This is a genomic window from Streptomyces sp. NPDC051740 (assembly GCF_044453165.1).
Taxonomy (GTDB): domain Bacteria; phylum Actinomycetota; class Actinomycetes; order Streptomycetales; family Streptomycetaceae; genus Streptomyces; species Streptomyces atrovirens.
Map to the genome: position 1 here is coordinate 197,570 of NZ_JBITCL010000013.1, position 18,952 is coordinate 216,521.

The 18,952-nt window shown below is 72.6% G+C and carries 10 protein-coding genes and 2 pseudogenes; 8 read left to right on the plus strand and 4 right to left on the minus strand.

The window, feature by feature from the left end:
* Positions 1-45 precede the first annotated feature (45 nt).
* Complete coding sequence (locus tag ACIA6T_RS22775; RefSeq protein WP_399448278.1) at positions 46-927, plus strand: hypothetical protein; 882 nt, start codon at positions 46-48, stop codon at positions 925-927.
* A gap of 34 nt (positions 928-961) precedes the next feature.
* Entirely contained in the window at positions 962-5,614 is a 4,653-nt protein-coding gene (locus ACIA6T_RS22780; protein WP_399448279.1) for a hypothetical protein, read from the plus strand.
* A gap of 23 nt (positions 5,615-5,637) precedes the next feature.
* Here ACIA6T_RS22780 and ACIA6T_RS22785 read toward each other — a convergent pair whose 3' ends face one another.
* Both ACIA6T_RS22785 and ACIA6T_RS22790 read right to left on the minus strand, forming a co-directional pair.
* A complete protein-coding gene (locus tag ACIA6T_RS22785; RefSeq protein WP_399448280.1) occupies positions 5,638-6,435 on the minus strand; it encodes an IclR family transcriptional regulator in 798 nt (265 codons plus the stop codon).
* Between the two features lie 106 nt (positions 6,436-6,541).
* Positions 6,542-7,123, minus strand: a complete 582-nt coding sequence (locus ACIA6T_RS22790; RefSeq protein ID WP_399448281.1) for a hypothetical protein — start codon at positions 7,121-7,123, stop codon at positions 6,542-6,544.
* A 418-nt stretch (positions 7,124-7,541) separates the two neighbouring features.
* Here ACIA6T_RS22790 and ACIA6T_RS22795 point away from each other — a divergent pair, with 418 nt between their 5' ends.
* From ACIA6T_RS22795 to ACIA6T_RS22815, 5 genes are read left to right on the plus strand one after another with little or no spacing between them, the layout of a single operon-like run.
* Positions 7,542-10,535, plus strand: a complete 2,994-nt coding sequence (locus tag ACIA6T_RS22795; RefSeq protein WP_399448282.1) for a nitrate- and nitrite sensing domain-containing protein — start codon at positions 7,542-7,544, stop codon at positions 10,533-10,535.
* Entirely contained in the window at positions 10,532-10,966 is a 435-nt protein-coding gene (locus tag ACIA6T_RS22800; protein ID WP_399448283.1) for a roadblock/LC7 domain-containing protein, read from the plus strand. Before ACIA6T_RS22795 ends, ACIA6T_RS22800 begins: the two co-directional genes overlap by 4 nt.
* 9 nt (positions 10,967-10,975) lie before the next feature.
* The gene (locus ACIA6T_RS22805) at positions 10,976-11,371 is read left to right on the plus strand and encodes a DUF742 domain-containing protein (RefSeq protein ID WP_385057515.1); all 396 of its coding nucleotides are present in this window, start codon (positions 10,976-10,978) and stop codon (positions 11,369-11,371) included.
* 24 nt (positions 11,372-11,395) lie between these two features.
* On the plus strand, positions 11,396-15,079 hold the full coding sequence (locus ACIA6T_RS22810) for a hydantoinase B/oxoprolinase family protein (RefSeq protein WP_399448284.1): 3,684 nt from the start codon (positions 11,396-11,398) through the stop codon (positions 15,077-15,079).
* Positions 15,060-15,665, plus strand: a complete 606-nt coding sequence (locus ACIA6T_RS22815; RefSeq protein WP_399448285.1) for a GTP-binding protein — start codon at positions 15,060-15,062, stop codon at positions 15,663-15,665. The genes ACIA6T_RS22810 and ACIA6T_RS22815 overlap by 20 nt, the downstream gene beginning before the upstream one ends.
* Before the next feature lie 83 nt (positions 15,666-15,748).
* On the opposite strand, the pseudogene glpK reads toward ACIA6T_RS22815, so the two are convergent.
* Positions 15,749-17,259, minus strand: a pseudogene (gene glpK / locus ACIA6T_RS22820) (glycerol kinase GlpK).
* A gap of 33 nt (positions 17,260-17,292) precedes the next feature.
* Positions 17,293-17,742, minus strand: a pseudogene (locus tag ACIA6T_RS22825) (MIP/aquaporin family protein); the annotation flags it as partial.
* Positions 17,743-18,137: 395 nt separating this feature from the next.
* Between ACIA6T_RS22825 and ACIA6T_RS22830 the strand changes: the two are divergent.
* Positions 18,138-18,947 carry a M15 family metallopeptidase gene (locus ACIA6T_RS22830; RefSeq protein WP_399448286.1) on the plus strand — a complete coding sequence of 270 codons (810 nt, stop codon included), beginning with the start codon at positions 18,138-18,140 and terminating at the stop codon, positions 18,945-18,947.
* Positions 18,948-18,952 lie beyond the last annotated feature (5 nt).

Consider the following 18,952-nt stretch of genomic DNA (forward strand, 5'->3'; position numbering starts at 1 on the left):
GCAGGCAGTCCGTACCGAGGTGTCCCAGAACAAGGAGTCCCGACCGTGACCGAGCACGTCGAGTGGAGTGAGCCGGAGGCCGTGGCCGCACCGGCGAGCGCCGCCGTCACACCCGCCGACGCCGCCGACGCCGCGCGGCTCGTCGCCTTCGGCCTGCAGCCCAAGCTCCAGCCCGCCCGCGACCAGGAGTACGCCGACCTGCTGCGCCGCTACCGCGAGGACCCGCCGTTCGCGCGGCTCGCCGACGCCGTGGCCACCGGCCTCGGACTGATCGTGCTGGAGGTGTCCCCGCGCGCCGGCATGGCCGTCACCGCCGCCGAGGACTCCGTCTTCGCCGTCCGCATGGGCGACTACGCGCGCCGCACCTCCGCCGACGGCAGCGACAGGTTCCTGCACGGGCTCGCCCACCTCGCCGTCGCCGCCATGGCCTTCCCGCGCCCCGAGGACCTCGCCGACGACGGCTACATCGGGCGCGTCACGGTCAACGGTGTCGACACCTTCGTCCGCCAGGCCTGCCACCGCCTGGAGGAGCGGGCCGCGGAGCAGGGCGAGAACACCGATCCGGCCAGCGACGCCCCCGGCCTGGAAGCCGCGTGGCGGATCTGGGCCAGACGCAGCTCGACCGGCGCCACCAAGGACGCACGCCGGCTCGCGGGATCGACCACCGGCATCGTCGCCAAGGCCGTCGGTTTCCTCACCGACTCCGGCTTCCTGCAGCGCACAGGCGACGACAACGGCGGCACGTACCGCACCACGGCCCGCTACCAGCTCCAGGTCCGCGACATGGCGGGCGGCGCCGCCATGGCCGAGCTGTTGGAGCTGGGCGTCGTCCCGGTCACCGACGGGACGCCCACCCTGCTGCCGCCCGAGGACGGCGACGACCTGGAGCTGGTCGCCGACGCCGGCCTGCCGTTCCACTCCGCCTGACCCCCCGTCTCACGAAGCCTCACGAGAGTCCGCCATGTACGAGCTGTCCCGGGTCCGCCTCTACTCCATCGGGCCGGCCGGTGCGCGCTACGCCGACACCGTGCTCGACCTGCGCGGTGTCGGCGGGACCGTGCCCGACCCCGCGCCGACGCAGGCGGAGTTCTTCCAGGAGGAGCCCGTCGGCCCGCCGCGCCGGCCGGCGCCCGCCGGGGTGCTCTTCCTGGAGAACGGCGGCGGCAAGTCGGTCCTGCTGAAGCTGATCTTCTCCGTGATGCTCCCGGGTCACCGCAACACCCTCGGCGGCGCCAGCTCCGGTGTGCTGCGCAAGTTCCTGCTCGCCGACGACTGCGGCCATGTGGCACTGGAGTGGCAGCACGTGCAGACCGGCGAGTGCGTCGTCGTCGGCAAGGCCAGCGAGTGGCGGGGCCGCCAGGTCTCCAACGACCCCAGGAAGTTCGCCGAGGCCTGGTACTCCTTCCGGCCCGGCCCCGGTCTCAGCCTGGACAACCTCCCGGTCGCCGAGTCCACGGCCGTACGGCCGCCCGTCGAGGGCCAGTCGGGCGCGCGGGGACGGCGCCGCACCATGAAGGGCTTCCGGGACGCCCTCACGGAGGCCGGCAAGAACTACCCGCACCTGGAGGTGCACTGGGAGGAGATCCACGAGCGCTGGACCGAACACCTCGGCGAGCTGGGACTCGACCCGGAACTCTTCCGCTACCAGCGGGAGATGAACGCCGACGAGGGTGAGGCAGCCGGTCTCTTCGCGGTCAAGAAGGACTCCGACTTCACCGATCTGCTGCTGCGCGCCGTCACCGACACCCGGGACACCGACGGACTCGCCGACCTGGTCGGCGGCTTCGGCAACAAGCTGGGCCGGCGCGCCGAACTGATCGCCGAACGCGACTTCACCGCCGGGTCCGTCGACCTGCTCGGCCGGATCGTCGAGGCCGCCGAGGCCCGCACCCGCGCGCGGGAGATCCACACCGCCGCCGAGCGCCGCACCCGCACCCTGGCCCGCAGGCTCTCCGCGCGCGGCGCCCGGGAACGCGTCCGCGCGGCCGACCTGGCCGGGCGGGTCACCGCCGCCGCGTACGCCGTGACCCACGCCGAGTCGGCACGCGAGCACAGTGCGCTGATCTCCGCCGAGCTCGCCTACCGGCACGCCTCCCTGGCGCTCGCCGCCGCCGAGAAGTCCGCCGCCGCCCAGAAACGCGAACTCGCCGAAGCGCGCACCCTGTACTCGGCCTGGCAGGCCGCCGAGGTCGTGCTGCGCCACCGCGCCGCCGCCGACCGCGTCGCCAGGGTGTCCGCCGCCATCCAGGAGGCCGAGCGGGACGCGGCCCCCGCGCTGGCCGCGCGCGCCAAGGCCGCCGTCGACCTGGTACGCGCCCTGCACGCGGCCGCGCGGAACGCCGAGAACCTCGCCAACGAGGAGGAGGAGCGGTCCGCCGCCCTTCAGGAGGTCAGCGACGGCGCCTACCGCGACTCCACCGCCGCCGCCACCGAGGCACAGCGGGCCCGCAGTGAGGTAGGGCACCTGCGGCAGCGGCTCACCGAGGTCGAGCAGGAGACCGCCGAGGCCGTGCGGGCCGGCTGGCTCGACGACAGCGCTCCCGACGCCGACCCCGCCAGGGCCGCCCTCGCTGCCAGCGACGCCGAGAAGACGGCGGTCGCCGCCTGGGACACCGCCCGCGAGGCGGCCCGCCGGGCCACCGAGCACGCGCGGGAGGCGGCCGCCGCCGAGAGCCGCGCGGAACTCACCGCGGCCCGCGCGGCGGACGCGGCCACGGCGGCCGAGCGCGCCCACGAGGGCGAGCGCCGCACGGCCGAGGCCCTCGCCGCCGAGCAACGGCTGGCGGAACTGCTGAGCCTGCCGGGAGCCACCGGCAGGCAGCGGGCGGATGTGTCGGGCCGGCGCACGGACGCCGACCGCGCGGTGGGCGATCCCGACACCGGATCCTCCCCCGGTGAGGGCGCCCTGACCGCTGAGGAACTCGACCGCTTCGCCGACGAGCTGCGCGAACTGCTCGACGACGCCGTCTCCTCCGCCGAGCGGCAACTGTTCGACCTGCGGACCGCAGCCGCGGACGACGCCCGCATCCTCGGCGCCCTCGGCGACGGCGGGCTGCTGCCGCCCGGCCCGGACGTGCTGGCGACGGTCGAGTTCCTCGGTGAGCACGGCATCCCGGCCCTCCCGGGATGGCGCTACCTCGCCCAGGCCGTCGACCCGGCCGACCACGCGCGCGTGCTCGCCGCCCGCCCCGAACTGGTCGACGGCGTCGTCATCACCGACCCGGACTCCCACCTCCGCGCCCGCGAGGCACTGAGCGACGCCGCGCTGCTGCCCCGGTCCGCCGTAGCCGTCGGCACCGCCGCCGCCCTGCTCGCCCCCACCCCGGCGCCGGGCACGGACACCGGGGACGTCTTCCTCGTACCGCCGAACCCGGCCATGCACGACGAGCACGCCGCCGACGAGGAACGGCAGACCCTGCGCGCCCGGGCGACCGAGCGGGACGAGGAGATCCGCGCGCTCGCCGCCCGGCTCGGCAAGGACCGGGAGCTGGCCGCGCGGCTCGCCTCCTGGCGCACCGGCTGCCCCGCCGGGCGGCTCACGGAGCTGGCCGGTACGGCCCACGAGGCACGGGCGTTCGCCGAGGAGTCCGAGGCCGAGCTGGCCGAGGCGCGCACCGCGCGGGCGGAGGCCGAGGAGGCCGCCGCCGAGGCCGTCGGCGTCCGTGACGAGCGGCAGGAAGCCGCGCAGAAGGCCCGGCGTGCGGCCGACGCCCTCGCCGGACTCGCCTTCCGGCTGCGCGAACGGGCCGGCTGGCAGGTCAAACTGCGCGAACTCGCCGACGACGCGACCGAGGCGGAGGCCCGCGCCCAGACCTGCCTGGAACGGGCGCGCGCCGCCGACGAGGACCGGCGCGGCGCCCAGCGGGCCGCCGACGACGCCCGGCGCACCGCTCGTGCGCTGCGCGCCGAGCGCTCCGAGATCGCGGGCGCCCCCGACGACGTGCCCGAGGACGGCACCGGAGCGCCGCAGGCCTCCCTGCCCGCCCTGCGTGAGGCCTACCGCACCGCGTCCCAGGTGTACGAGAAGGTCGGCGTCGGCGCCGATCTGCGTGCCGAACAGGCCCGCGCGGAGAGCGACGAGAGCGCCGCCCGCGCCGAACTGGACCGGCTCAGCAACAAGGTCCGCACCCGCGCCGAGCAGTTGCTCCAGTCGCCCGACGGCTCCGACGGACCCAGCCGGCAGGCCGCCGCGGCCCGCGCCGAGGAGCTGGTGCAGCTCCTGGAGACCCGCATGTCCAGCGCGAGCGAGCAGCTCGGACGGCTGCGCGGCGAGGCCGAACGGCTCGCGCCCGAGGACGGCGAGGCGCACACCGGGCTCCCCGAGGAGCTGGTGCCGCGCGACGCCGAGCACGCACAGGCCCTCCTGCGCACCGCCACCACCGAACTCGCCTCCCGCAGCGAGGCCCTGAGCCAGGCCCGGGAGGCCCACGCCGAACTCCTCGACGCGCACCGCGCCGCCGAGGACGCGGCCGGCGGCTTCGACGAGATCGCCGCCATGCTCCGCGACCTGCTGCGCGAACACGCCCCCGAGGAGGAGCAGGAGCAGCCCGAGTCCTACCCGGGAAGCCTGGACGAGGCCCGGCAGTCCGCCGCCGAGTCCCGCCGCTCGCTGCGCGGCTGCGCCGCCGATCTGTCCGCCGCCGAGTCCGCCGTGCGCGAGGCGAGCGACATCCTCGTCCGGCACGCCAACTCCACGCGCTACGAGCAGGTCCGCACCCCCGCGCGCCAGCAGATCCGCGAACTGCCCGCCTCCGCGCTGCCCGAGCACGCCCATAAGTGGGCGGACGCCTTCGCACCCCGGCTGCGGGTCCTCACCGACGAGCTGGAGCAGCTGGAGCGCAACCGCGACTCGATCGTGGACCGGCTGCGGGGCCTGGTCGAGTCCGCCCTCGCCACCCTCCGCTCCGCCCAGCGGCTGTCCCGGCTGCCGGAGGGCCTCGGCGAGTGGTCCGGGCAGGAGTTCCTGCGCATCCGCTTCGAGGAACCCGACCAGGCCACCCTCACCGAGCGGCTCGGCGAGGTCGTCGACGAGGCGACCCGGGCGGCCGTCAGGAAGAACTCCGACCTGCGGCGCGACGGCATGTCCCTGCTGCTGCGCGGGGTCGCCGCCGCCCTCCAGCCGAAGGGCGTCGCCGTCGAGATCCTCAAGCCCGACGCGGTACTGCGCGCCGAACGTGTCCCCGTCGGCCAGATGGGCGACGTGTTCTCCGGCGGCCAGCTGCTCACCGCGGCCATCGCCCTGTACTGCACGATGGCCGCACTGCGCTCCAACGACCGCGGCCGGGACAAGCACCGCCACGCCGGCACGCTGTTCCTGGACAACCCCATCGGCCGCGCCAACGCCACCTACCTCCTGGAGCTCCAGCGCGCGGTCTCCGACGCGCTCGGCGTCCAGCTCCTGTACACCACCGGTCTGTTCGACACCACGGCGCTCGCGGAGTTCCCGCTGGTCATCCGGCTGCGCAACGACGCCGACCTGCGGGCCGGCCTGAAGTACATCAGCGTGGAGGAACACCTCCGGCCGGGACTTCCCCAGCAGGACCCGGCCGAGGAGGCACACAGCGAGATCACGGCGACCCGCATGTTCAAGCGGCCCGCGGCGGCGAACGGCTGATCAGACGGCGCCCCGGACGCGGCTCAGAAGCCGTAGCCCATGCGCCGGGACAGCTCGGCCGCCGCCGTCGCCGTCCGGCTGCCCAACTCGGGCAGCCGGTCCGCACGCAGCCGGTACACCGGCCCCGAGACACTGATCGCCGCCATCACCGTGCCGTCGTGCGAGCGGACCGGCGCCGCGACGGCCGCGAGCCCCAGCTCCAGCTCCTCGAGCGTGGCGGCGTACCCCCGCTCGATCACCGCCTCCAGCTCACCGCGCAGCTCCGACGTCTCGGTGATCGTGCGCTCCGTGAACCGGCGCAGCGGGCGGGCGAGGTGCCCCTCACGAACGGCGGGTGGCAGGTGGGCCAGGAACACCTTGCCGCCGGCGGTGGCATGCAGCGGGGTGCGCCTGCCGAGCCAGTTCTGCGCGGTGACCGACGCCGTACCCCGGGCCTGCATGATGTTGACGGCGGCGTCGTCGTCCAGCACCGCTATGTTCACCGTCTCGCCCAGCTCGTCGGCGAGCTCCCGGCAGACCGGGACGCCCTCCTGCGAGATGTCCAGCCGCACGGCGGCCGCCCCCGCGAGGCGCAGCACACCGGCACCCAGGTGGTACTTGCCGCGGTCCTTCGTCTGGGCCACAAGACCGCGGTTCTCCAGGACACCGAGCAGCCGGAAGGCCGTGGACTTGTGCACGCCCAGCTCGCCGGCGATCTCCGTGACACCCGCCTCGCCGTGCCTCGCCAGGATCTCCAGCACACTCACCGCACGGTCCACCGACTGCACGGCACTCGTCGTGCCCCTCCCGTTCCCCCCGGGCTGTTTCCGCTCGCCGGTCATGGCTCGGCTCTCACCATCTGTCGGTAACCGTTGCGCAGAGCGCCCTCCGGCGCGCCATGCGCGACTTCAGCGTACCGATGGCCCGTGCTCCGGCGAGCGAGTGGTCTCAGGGGTGCGACAGCTGCCCGGCTCCGCCCCGCCGGCGTATTCGAGCCTGCGTCCGCTGGGCGGCCCGCTGCTGACGGCGGGCGCGGCGCCGCTCGCGCCGCAGGGCCCGCGCGGTGCTGCTGGGCGCGGACACCACGCCATTGCGCTGGTTCCAGACCTGACGGGTCACCCAGACGTCCAGGACTCCCCAGGTCGCCAGGATCGTACTGACGACACTGCTGATGACCATGGGGAACGCCAGCCAGGACTCGGCCAGCGTGCACAGGAAGGCCACCATGGCCTGAATCAGCGTCACCGAGATGATGAGCACCGCGCGCACGGCCGCCGTCCGCACCGGGTCCGGCAACCGGCGCCGCCGGGCCGGCTCCTCGACCCACAGCGGCCGGTAGGAGGCCTTCTCGCTGAAGCCGCCGGGCTCGCCGGTACTCCCTCTGTCCTTCCGCGCCGCGGCGCCGCGTTCGCCGGCCGTCCCGCGCCCGGACGCGGCTGCGCCGGATCCGGGCGCCCCGGCATCCGACCGCGTCGTCACCTGCGCCGCCGCGCCCTCCTCAGGCGCCTCGCGCCGCTCCGCCGTGCCCATCAACGTGTCACTCCCCACCGCCAGCAGACCGCCCGCTCGTGTCCGAAGACCCGGCTCTCCAGTGGCTGCCCGGCTTGCGCCGTTCTACGCCGCCCAGGTGCGGGACACGGCTCTTGTGGCCGATTCCGCCCCCATTTCCCACAGAGAAGGACGAACGGCACGCCGTGAAGATTCCCGGTCGGGAAAGAAACCGGCCAACCGTCCTCTCCTGTCACGGAGATCGACCCCAGGAAGGTGCCCCGGATTCCGGGAGGCAATCTCCCGCAATGCCCGGACAACTCCCCATCTCCCGCCCCAGGTACGGAACTACAGCTTCCGGACGGCTCTTCGAGTTCACCCTGGCGCGGTAGTAGGCTCGCGCCGTTTGTTGACGCACATGTGTACCCCCGGCCGGTCGGGGGCCGAGCTGGGGGAGGCCATGCGCTTTCGCGGGAAGTCCATCCGCCGGAAGATCGTGGCGCTGCTTCTCGTGCCGCTGTTGTCCCTGACGACGATCTGGGCCTTCACCACGGTGCTCACGGGCCGCGAGGCAAGCCATCTCTTCGACGTGTCGTCGGTGATGGAGGAGGTCGGCTACCCGGTCGAGGACACCGTCCGCGTCCTCCAGCAGGAGCGCCGGCAGACCCTCGTCCACCTCGCCGACCCCCGCGCCTCCGACGGCCTCGCCGCACTCCGGCGCAGCCGCTCCGCCACCGACGACGCGGTCGCCGACGTCCGCAGGAGCGCGGCGGACACCGATGTGCGCGAGGCCATGCACGGGGACTCCGGCGAACTGAGCGCGGTACTGGACTCCTTCGAGGGCATCGAGTCCCTGCGCCGCAGCGTCGAGGACGGCACCGTCAACCGTTCCCAGGCCCTCGACCTCTACAACCGGCTGATCGACCCGTGCTACATCCTGCTGGCCAATCTGCACGTGGTCGACGACGTCGAGCTCGACAAGCAGTACCGCGCCCTGGTCAGTCTCGCCCGCGCCCGCGAACTGCTCTCCCGCGAGGACGCCCTGCTCGGCTCCGCCCTGATCGTCGGCGAACTGTCCCGTGCCGAAGTGCGGGACATCTCCGACCTCGTGGCCCAGCGCACCCTGATGTACGACGCCGGTCTGCCGCAGCTGCCCGCGTCCGAACGCGACCGCTACGAGACCTTCTGGAAGAACGCGGCGTCCGCCCCGCTGCGCGTTGGCGAAGAGGCGGCCGTCTCCTCCGGCACCGGGGAGCTCCGCGGGATCACGGCCAAGAGCTGGGACATCGCCGCCGGCAATGTGCTCTCCGAACTCGGCACCCTCAACGACCAGGCCGCCGACCGCTACCAGGACCGCGTCCGCCCCGTCGCCATGGGCGTCATCACCCAGGCCGTCATCGCCGGTGTCCTCGGACTGATCGCCCTTCTGGTCTCCCTCGTCCTCTCCGTGCGCGTGGGCCGCGGACTCGTCCGGGACCTCCGGAAGCTGCGCCTGGAGGCCCACGAGGCGTCCGGCGTGCGACTGCCCAGCGTCATGCGCCGCCTCTCGGCGGGCGAACAGGTCGACGTCGAGACCGAGGTCCCGCGCCTGGAGTACGACAAGAACGAGATGGGAGAGGTCGGCCAGGCCCTCAACACCCTCCAGCGCGCCGCGGTGGAGGCCGCCGTCAAGCAGGCCGAACTGCGCGCCGGTGTCTCCGAGGTGTTCGTCAACCTCGCCCGCCGCAGCCAGGTCCTGCTGCACAAGCAGCTCACCCTGCTGGACACCATGGAACGCCGGACCGAGGACACCGAGGAACTCGCCGACCTGTTCCGGCTGGACCACCTCACCACCCGTATGCGCCGGCACGCCGAGGGCCTGGTGATCCTCTCCGGCGCCGCGCCCTCCCGGCAGTGGCGCAAACCCGTCCAGCTCATGGACGTCGTACGCGCCTCCGTCGCCGAGGTCGAGGACTACGAACGCATCGAGGTCCGCCGGCTGCCGAGGGTCGCCGTCACCGGTCCGGCCGTCGCCGACCTCACCCACCTCGTGGCCGAACTGCTGGAGAACGCCACGGTGTTCTCCCCGCCGCACACCGCCGTCCAGGTCCTCGGCGAGCGCGTGGCCAACGGCTTCACCCTGGAGATCCACGACCGCGGGCTCGGCATGGCGGCCGACGCCCTCCTGGACGCCAACCTCAGACTCGCCGAGACCCCCGAGTTCGAACTCTCCGACACCGACCGGCTCGGACTGTTCGTGGTCAGCCGCCTCGCCCAGCGCCAGAACGTCCGGGTCTCCCTGCAGCCCTCCCCGTACGGCGGCACCACAGCGGTCGTCTTCATCCCCGACGCGCTGCTGACGGACGACGTCCCGGACACCAACGGCGTCGGCTTCCGCCTCGACCGCCCCCGGCGCTCCACGGACCACGAACCGGAGGAGAGCCGCCGCGCCGCCCTCTCCCAGGTGCCCGTGCAGCTGCCCCGGCTCCCCGCCTCGCTGCTGGACGGCCCGGTCGAACTGGAGGCCCCCGTCGACCTGGACGCGCTCGACGGCTTCCCCGGCGCCCTGGGCGACGAGGACAGCCGGCGCGGCGGCCTCTTCCGCCCCCGCCGCTCCCTCACCGGTACCCAGGAGGAGCGGCCCGGCCGCGAGCACCATCAGCAGACCCCCGACACGCCCGAGGGCGCGGACCCGGACGGGGACGACCGGAACGCCCCGGTCCCGTTGACCCGCAGGGGAGCGCCCAAGCTGGTCAGCTCCCACGGGCGCCCGGTCCGTGAGGCGCGCGTCCGTCCGGAGCGCACGGACGAGGAGGGCACGCCCACCGCGTCCACCCGGCCCGAACTGGAAGCAGCGTCTCCGCTGCCCGCCCGCCGCCGCGGTGAGGACCCCGCGGGGCGCCGGGGACCCGGCCGCCCGGGTGCGGAGGCACTGTCCCCGCTCCCCGCACGCCGCCGCACCGACCGGCTCTCCTCCGACGCCGAGCGCGAACAACCGGACGCGCAGTCACTGCCTCCGCTGCCCGCCCGCCGACGGGGCCTCGACCCCTCCCGTCCCAGGACCGGAACCGGAGACCGGAGCGACACTCCGGCGCCCTCCGGCCCCGTGCGCGACGACCGGCCGGAGCCGCCTGCCGGCCTTCCCCAGCGCACCCGCCGTCCCGCCATCGCGGCGAGCGGCCCCGACGACTCCTCACCGGCCACGGAAGGCGAGGACACCGACGCCGTACGACCCGACGGCGGATCGCTGCCCCGGCGTGTACGGCAGGCCAGCCTCGCCCCGCAGCTCAAGCGCAGTGCCGAACCTCGGAACGAGGACAGGGCCCGGCCCGTTGAACGGGATGCCGACGAAGTCCGCAGCCGCATGGCCTCGCTCCAGCGCGGCTGGCAGCGCGGCCGCGAGGAGAACGCCGTCGGCGACGAGGCCGACAGCGGCACAGCACCACGACGAACGAACAAGGGGGACGGTCGATGACCGCACCGAGGGCCACCGGCCACACCACGACCGACAAGAGGGAGCTGAACTGGCTCCTCGACGACCTGGTGGACCGCGTCGCCAGCATCCGCAAGGCGATCGTGCTCTCCGGCGACGGCCTGCCCACGGGCGCGTCGAAGGACCTCACCCGTGAGGACAGCGAGCATCTGGCCGCCGTCGCCTCCGGCTTCCACAGCCTCGCCAAGGGCGTGGGCCGCCACTTCGAGGCCGGTGACGTCCGGCAGACCGTCGTCGAACTCGACGAGGCGTTCCTCTTCGTCACCGCCGCAGGCGACGGCAGCTGCCTCGCCGTCCTCGCGGACGCCGACTCGGACGTCGGGCAGGTCGCCTACGAGATGACGCTCCTCGTGAAGCGGGTCGGTGTGCATCTGGGCGCCGCTCCGCGCACCGATCTGCCCTCGGGCGGGTAGTGGGATGACATGAGCGCTGACGGGCAGAGCAGGAGCCACTGGTTCGACGACGAGGCCGGACCGGTCGTCCGTCCGTACGCCATGACGCGGGGCCGCACCACCAGTGCGGCCCAGCACCGCCTCGACCTGATCGCGGTGGTCGTCACGGAGCCGCACGCGGACGATCCGGAGGACGATCCCACGCTCTCCCCGGAGCACGTGGACATCGTCGAACTGTGCCGCGACACCTCGCAGACGGTCGCCGAACTCTCCGCCGAACTCGATCTGCCGATCGGAGTGGTCCGGGTCCTCGTCGGAGACCTCGTGGAATCGGAATTGGTCCATGTGAACCGGCCAGTACCCCCGGCCGAGCTGCCGGACGAGAGTATTCTGCGCGACGTGATCAACGGCCTCCGGGCGCTGTGACCGGCGCGGAAGCGGGATACTGACGTGACAGGCTGGCAGTTCTGGGTCGACCGAGGCGGCACCTTCACCGACATCGTCGCGAGGCGCCCCGACGGCCGGCTGCTGACGCGCAAGGTGCTGTCCGACAACCCGGCTCCGGAGCACACCCTGCACCACGGGGGCCGGGGGACACGCGGCACCGACGCGGCGGTCGTGGGCGTCCGCGAACTGCTGGCCGGATCCGACGACCCCGTCGACGCCGTACGCATGGGGACCACCGTCGCCACCAACGCCCTCCTCGAGCGCAAGGGCGAACGGACCCTGCTGGTCGTCACCCGCGGCTTCCGCGACGCGCTGCGCATCGCCTACCAGAACCGCCCGCACATCTTCGCCCGCCGCATCGACCTGCCCGAGCTGCTGCACGAGCGGGTCGTCGAGGTGGACGAACGCATCGCCGCCGACGGCACCGTCCTGCGCGCCCCCGACCTGGACGCCCTCACCGGACCGCTGCGGCAGGCGTACGACGACGGCATCCGGGCCGTCGCCGTGGTCTGCGTGCACAGCCATCTGCACCCTGCCCACGAACAAGCGGTCGGGGAACTCGCCGCCCGCATCGGCTTCCCGCAGATCTCGCTGTCCAGCGAGGTCAGTCCCCTGATGAAGCTCGTCCCGCGCGGCGACACCGCCGTCGTGGACGCCTACCTCTCGCCCGTGCTGCGCCGCTACGTCCGCCATGTCGCCGGCGAACTCGACGGCGTGCGGCTGATGTTCATGCAGTCCAACGGCGGCCTCACCGAAGCAGGCCAGTTCCGCGGCAAGGACGCCGTCCTGTCCGGGCCGGCCGGCGGCATCGTCGGCATGGCCCGCATGTCGCAGCTCGCCGGCTTCGACCGCGTCATCGGCTTCGACATGGGCGGCACCTCCACCGACGTCTCGCACTTCGCGGGTGAGTACGAACGCGTCTTCACCACACAGATCGCCGGGGTCCGACTGCGCGCGCCCATGCTGGACATCCACACCGTCGCCGCCGGCGGCGGTTCGGTCCTCCACTTCGACGGCTCCCGCTACCGCGTGGGGCCGGACTCGGCGGGCGCGGACCCGGGACCCGCCTGCTACCGGCGCGGCGGCCCGCTCACGGTCACCGACGCCAACGTCATGCTCGGCCGTGTCCAGCCCGCCCACTTCCCCACGGTGTTCGGCCCGGACGGGGACCAGCCCCTCGACGCCGCGCTCGTCCGTGACCGCTTCACGGACCTCACCCGCGAGATCCACGAGCAGACCGGCGACGACCGCACCCCCGAGCAGGTCGCCGAGGGCTACCTGCGGGTCGCCGTCGCCAACATCGCCGGCGCCGTGAAGCGGATCTCCGTGCAAAAGGGCCACGACATCACCCGGTACGCCCTCACCACCTTCGGCGGAGCGGGCGGACAGCACGCGTGCATGGTCGCCGACTCCCTCGGCATCCGCACCGTCCTCGTCCCGCCCATGGCCGGCGTCCTCTCCGCGCTCGGCATCGGCCTGGCCGACATCACAGCCATGCGGGAACAGTCCGTCGAGGCACCCCTGGAACCGGCCTCCATGCCCGGCGTCCGCAAGACCGCCGACGACCTCGAAGCCGCAGCCCGCGCGGAACTCCTCGCCGAGGACGTCCCCGAGGAGCGCGTCGAGGTCACCCGCCGCGCCCAGCTCCGCTACGACGGCACCGACACCACCCTCACCGTCGAGCTGACCGAGCCCGGCACGATGCGGCACACCTTCGAAGAACGTCATCGCGCCACGTACTCCTTCACGCTCGACCGCCCGATCGTCGTCGAAGCCCTCTCCGTCGAAGCCACCGGCATCACCGAACCCCCCGATCTCTCCGCCCTCGCTCCCTACGAAGGCACCCCCGGGCACCGCGCCGAAACCCCACGGACCGTCCGCCTCCACACCGGCGGCGCCTGGCGCGACGTACCCCTCCACCGCCGCGAGGACCTTCCCCCCGGCGAAACCGTCACCGGACCCGCGATCATCACCGAGTCCGGCGCGACGACCGTCGTCGACGACGGCTGGCGGGCCGCGGCGACCGACGACGGGCATCTGGTCATGGAACGCGCCACGGTCACGCAGAGTTCCGAAGCGGACGCGGAAGTCGACCCGGTGCTGCTCGAGGTCTTCAACAACCTCTTCATGTCCATCGCCGAACAGATGGGCGCCCGTCTCGAGTCCACCGCCCAGTCCGTCAACATCAAGGAGCGCCTGGACTTCTCCTGCGCCCTCTTCGACCCCGACGGAAACCTGGTGGCCAACGCCCCACACATCCCCGTCCACCTGGGCTCCATGGGCACGAGCGTCAAGGAGGTCATCCGGCGGCGCGGTCCGGCCATGCGCCCCGGCGACACCTACGCCGTCAACGACCCGTACCACGGCGGCACCCACCTGCCCGACGTCACGGTCATCACCCCGGTCTTCGGCACCGGGCCCACCGACGGCACGGAGAGTGACCGGAAGGTCCTCTTCTACGTCGCCTCACGCGGCCACCACGCCGAGATCGGCGGCATCGCCCCGGGCTCCATGCCGGCCGACAGCCGCACCATCGACGAGGAGGGCGTCCTCTTCGACAACTGGCTGCTCACCGAGAACGGCCGCTTCCGCGAGGACGAGACCCTCCACCTCCTCACCGAGGCCCCCCACCCCTCCCGCAACCCGAGGACCAACCTCGCCGACCTGCGCGCCCAGATCGCCGCCAACCACAAGGGCGTCGACGAGGTCGGCCGCATGATCGACAACTTCGGCCTCGACGTCGTCCAGGCCTACATGAAGCACGTCCAGGACAACGCCGAAGAGGCGGTGCGCCGCGTCGTCGACGCCCTCGACGACGGCGCGTACGCCTACGAGACCGACTCGGGCGCCGTCATCCGCGTACGCGTCCGCGTGGACCGCGACAGCCGCCGCGCGACCATCGACTTCACCGGTACGTCCGCCCAGCTGTCCACCAACTTCAACGCCCCCTTCTCGGTCGTCAACGCGGCCGTCCTGTACGTCTTCCGCACCCTGGTCGCCGACGACATCCCGCTCAACGACGGCTGCCTGCGCCCGCTGGACATCATCGTGCCGCCGGGCTCCATGCTGGCCCCCGAGCCACCGGCAGCCGTCGTCGCGGGCAACGTGGAGACCTCCCAGGCCATCACCGGCGCCCTGTACGCGGCCCTCGGCGTCCAGGCGGAGGGCTCCGGCACCATGAACAACGTCACCTTCGGCAACGCCCGCCACCAGTACTACGAGACCGTCGCCTCCGGCTCGGGCGCCGGAGACGGCTTTCCCGGCGCCTCCGTCGTACAGACCCACATGACCAACTCCCGGCTCACCGATCCCGAGATCCTGGAGTGGCGACTTCCCGTCCGCCTGGAGGAGTTCGCGGTGCGCCGCGGCAGCGGCGGCGCCGGACGGTGGCGCGGCGGGGACGGGGCCGTGCGCCGGATCCGCTTCCTGGAGCCGATGACGGTCTCCACACTGTCCCAGCACCGCAGGGTGCCCCCGTACGGCATGGCGGGCGGTGCCCCCGGTGCACCGGGCGCCAACCGGGTCGAGCGAGCGGACGGCACGGTCGTCCCGCTCGCCGGCAGCGACTCGGCGGACGTCGGCGCCGACGACGTACTCGTCATCGAAACCCCCGGCGGCGGGGGATACGGCCCGCCGCCCGAACCCCATCAAGCAGGAGAAGAGATCGATGATCTTCGGGCGTTCTGAGCGCGGCAAGCCCCCGGTCGAGCCCGTCACGCTCAAGATCCTGGTGGCCGGCGGCTTCGGCGTGGGCAAGACCACGCTCGTCGGCGCGGTCAGCGAGATCAGGCCGCTGCGCACCGAGGAACTCCTCACCGAGGCCGGGCGCCCGGTCGACGACACCTCCGGTGTGGAAGCGAAGAACACCACCACCGTGGCCATGGACTTCGGCCGCATCACGCTCCGCGAGGACCTGGTGCTGTACCTCTTCGGCACGCCCGGCCAGGAGCGGTTCTGGTTCATGTGGGACGAGCTGTCCGAGGGTGCCCTCGGAGCCGTCGTCCTCGCCGACACCCGGCGCCTGGAGGACTGTTTCGCGGCCATCGACTACTTCGAGCGACGCGCCATCCCGTTCCTCGTCGGCGTCAACTGCTTCGAGGGAGCGTCGCGCTACCCGGCCGGCGACGTCCGCCGCGCCCTCGACCTCGACGACCACGTACCGCTGCTGATGTGCGACGCGCGGGACCGCGAGTCGGTCAAGGAGACCCTCATCAGTGTCGTCCAGCACGCCATGGCCCAGGCCGCACAGCGACGCCAGACGGTCACCACCTGATAGGCCGGCAGGTCCGCGGCCCGTGCTCCCGCCGACCGGAGTACGGGCCGAGGCGCGGAGAACGACGCGCCACGCGCGCGTGGTCAGCCGTCGCCCTCGTCCATCCAGCCGAAGCTCTTCTCCACCGCCTTGCGCCAGTTGCGGTACTCCCGGTCCCGCACCGGCGCCTCCATGGCCGGCGTCCACTCGGCGTCCTTCCGCCAGTGCGACTTCAGCTCGTCCAGGCCGTTCCACACGCCCGTGGCGAGCCCCGCCGCGTAGGCGGCGCCCAGACAGGTCGTCTCGGAGACCCGGGGCCGGATCACCGGCACGTCGAGCACATCCGCCTGGTGCTGCATCAACAGGTTGTTCTTCGTCATGCCTCCGTCGACCTTCAAGGTGGTGACCCGCACCCCGGAGTCCTGGTACATGGCGTCCACGACCTCGCGCGTCTGCCAGCTCGTCGCCTTGATCACCGCACGCGCGAGGTGCGCCTTCGTCACGTACCGGGTGAGTCCCGTGACCACACCGCGTGCGTCGGAGCGCCAGTACGGCGCGAAGAGGCCGGAGAACGCGGGCACGACGTAGGCGCCGCCGTTGTCCTCCACGCTCGCCGCCAGCGGCTCGATCTCGTCGACGGTACGGATGATGCCGAACTGGTCGCGGAACCACTGCACCAGCGCGCCCGTGATGGCGATCGATCCCTCCAGACAGTAGACGGGCGCATCGGCGCCGATCTTGTAGCCCATCGTCGTGAGCAGCCCGCTCTTCGACGGCACCGGCCGGCTGCCGGTGTTGAGCAGCAGGAAGCTGCCCGTGCCGTAGGTGTTCTTCGCCGAGCCCACGTCGTAGCAGGCTTGCCCGAAGACCGCCGCCTGCTGGTCGCCCAGCGCGGAGGCGACGGGCACGCCGGAGAGCTGGCCCACGGCGGTGCCGTAGACCTCGGCGGAGGACCTGATCTCCGGCAGCATCGCCTCGGGCAGGTCCATCGCGGCGAGGATGGACGCGTCCCACCGCAGCGTCTCCAGGTTCATCAGCATGGTCCGCCCGGCGTTGGTCATATCGGTGACGTGCCGTCCACCGTCGGTGCCGCCGGTGAGGTTCCAGATCAGCCAGGAGCCGATGGTGCCGAACGCGATCTCGCCGTTCTCCGCGCGGGCCCTGAGCCCGGGCACGTTGTCGAGCAGCCAGGCTGCCTTCGGCCCGGAGAAGTAGCTGGCCGGCGGCAGCCCGGTCTGCTCGCGGAAACGGTCCTGCCCGTCCGGACCGCCGAGTCGGTCGCAGAGCGCGGCGGTCCGGGTGTCCTGCCACACGATCGCGTTGTGCACGGGCTTGCCCGTGGCCCGGTCCCACAGGACCGTCGTCTCCCGCTGGTTGGTGATGCCGAGCGCGCTCAACTGCTCGGCGCGCAGACCGGCCTTGGCGAGTGCCCGGCGACCACGGCCTGCACCTTGGACCAGATCTCGGTGGCGTCGCGCTCCACCCAGCCCGGCTTCGGGAAGATCTGCCGGTGCTCGCGCTGGTCGACGGCGACGATTGGGCCGTTCCGGTCGAAGACGATGCACCGGCTGGAGGTGGTGCCCTGGTCGATCGCGGCGACGAACTTGTCCGTCATCACGTCCCCTTCGTCGTACGTGCGGAGGTTCGTTCAGAACGCTGCCTTGAAGACCAGCCCGGACAGCGCCCCGCCGGTGAGCGGTCCCACGATCGGGACCCACGCGTAGCCCCAGTCCGAGGTGTCCTTGTTGGGAATCGGGAGCAGCGCGTGCACGACGCGCGGCCCGAGGTCACGGGCAGGGTTGATGGCGTATCCGGTGGGGCCGCCGAGCGACAGGTCGATGCCGACCACCAGGAACGAGACGATCAGGATCGCCGTGCCCGACTCGCCGAGCCCCTTGGTGAGCCCGAACGCCAGGATCGGCAGCACCAGGCCCATGGTCGCGATGACCTCGGTGACGAAATTGGCGACGGGGTTGCGGATCGCGGGGGCCGTGGAGAAGATCCCGGGCGTCGGCTGGGCGATGTCCTCCTCGGCGTTGGCCTGGAACTGCGCGTAGTAGACCAGCCAGCACAGCACGGCGCCCAGCATCGCGCCGACCGTTGCTCATGGCGGCGCCTGGGCCCCGGCCCGGGACGATCCGCCCCGGACCTCGCGTGCAGGGTGCGTTTCCCATGGCGACTCCAGCCGGAGGCGGGGAGGATCCGCGCCCCGCCCGGCGCCCGTGACGAGCGTGCCGTCGCAGCCGAATCGCCCGTGGGGGAGCCCTGCCGCAGGAGAACCCGGCGGTGACGTGCCGGAATGCGCCGAGATGTACGGCGATGTCGACTGACACCGGGGAGTGTTCACCGGCACTCAGGGGGCGTCAAGGCCGCCGACCGCAACGGTTATCGGCCACCTGGCCGGAAGCGCCGCCTCCGCCGCGGCGCGGACACTCGGCGGTCGGGGAACGGGTCCTTCCCCGGAGGAGCCGACTCCTGATAGATGCAGGAGACATGACACGACTCTCCCGCGCGGTACGCGGTCTGGTCACCGCCGTCGCCGCCCTGCTCGCCACGACCGCCGCCTCCGCCACCGCCCAGGCGAAACCCGAACCCAAGGCGCCCCGCGACTTCGTGGCACTGGACAGCGTGGACCCGACGATCATCCAGGAGATCCGTTACTTCACCCCGCACAACTTCGTCGGCGAGCCCATCGACGGCTACCGGCAGCCGCTGTGCATCCTCACCCGCCCCGCCGCCGAGGCCCTCCACACGGCGCAACAGCGACTGCTGCGCCAGGGCTACTCCCTGAAGGTGTACGACTGTTACCGGCCACAGCGCGCGGTGGACCACTTCGTGCGCTGGGCCGAGGACCTCGACGACCAGAGGATGAAGGCCGAGTTCTACCCGAACGTCGACAAGACCCGACTGTTCGCCGACGGCTACATCGCGGAGAAATCCGGCCACAGCCGTGGCTCGACCGTCGACCTCACCATCGTGGAAATCCCCACGAAACCGACCAGGCCCTACCGCCCCGGGCAGCCCCTCACCCCCTGCTTCGCCCCCGAGGACGAGCGGTTCCCCGACACCTCCGTCGATATGGGTACCGGCTACGACTGCTTCGACACCCTCAGCCACACCCTCGACCCGCGCGTCCAGGGCGAGCAGCGCGCCAACCGGCTGCTCCTCAAGGACACCCTGGAGGACCTCGGCTACGTGAACCTCGCCGAGGAGTGGTGGCACTACACCTTCAAGCCGGAGACCCACCCGGACACCTACTTCGACTTCCCGGTGTCCCGAAGGTCACTCACCGGCCACAACTGACCGGC

What these genes read in the sequence shown, in the direction of transcription:
- ACIA6T_RS22780 (WP_399448279.1), top strand. Translation starts at nt 962, where the DNA reads ATGTACGAGCTGTCCCGGGTCCGCCTCTACTCCATCGGGCCGGCCGGT.
- ACIA6T_RS22785 (WP_399448280.1), bottom strand. Translation starts at nt 6,435, where the DNA reads ATGACCGGCGAGCGGAAACAGCCCGGGGGGAACGGGAGGGGCACGACG.
- ACIA6T_RS22790 (WP_399448281.1), bottom strand. Translation starts at nt 7,123, where the DNA reads ATGGGCACGGCGGAGCGGCGCGAGGCGCCTGAGGAGGGCGCGGCGGCG.
- ACIA6T_RS22795 (WP_399448282.1), top strand. Translation starts at nt 7,542, where the DNA reads ATGCGCTTTCGCGGGAAGTCCATCCGCCGGAAGATCGTGGCGCTGCTT.
- ACIA6T_RS22800 (WP_399448283.1), top strand. Translation starts at nt 10,532, where the DNA reads ATGACCGCACCGAGGGCCACCGGCCACACCACGACCGACAAGAGGGAG.
- ACIA6T_RS22805 (WP_385057515.1), top strand. Translation starts at nt 10,976, where the DNA reads ATGAGCGCTGACGGGCAGAGCAGGAGCCACTGGTTCGACGACGAGGCC.
- ACIA6T_RS22815 (WP_399448285.1), top strand. Translation starts at nt 15,060, where the DNA reads ATGATCTTCGGGCGTTCTGAGCGCGGCAAGCCCCCGGTCGAGCCCGTC.
- ACIA6T_RS22830 (WP_399448286.1), top strand. Translation starts at nt 18,138, where the DNA reads ATGACACGACTCTCCCGCGCGGTACGCGGTCTGGTCACCGCCGTCGCC.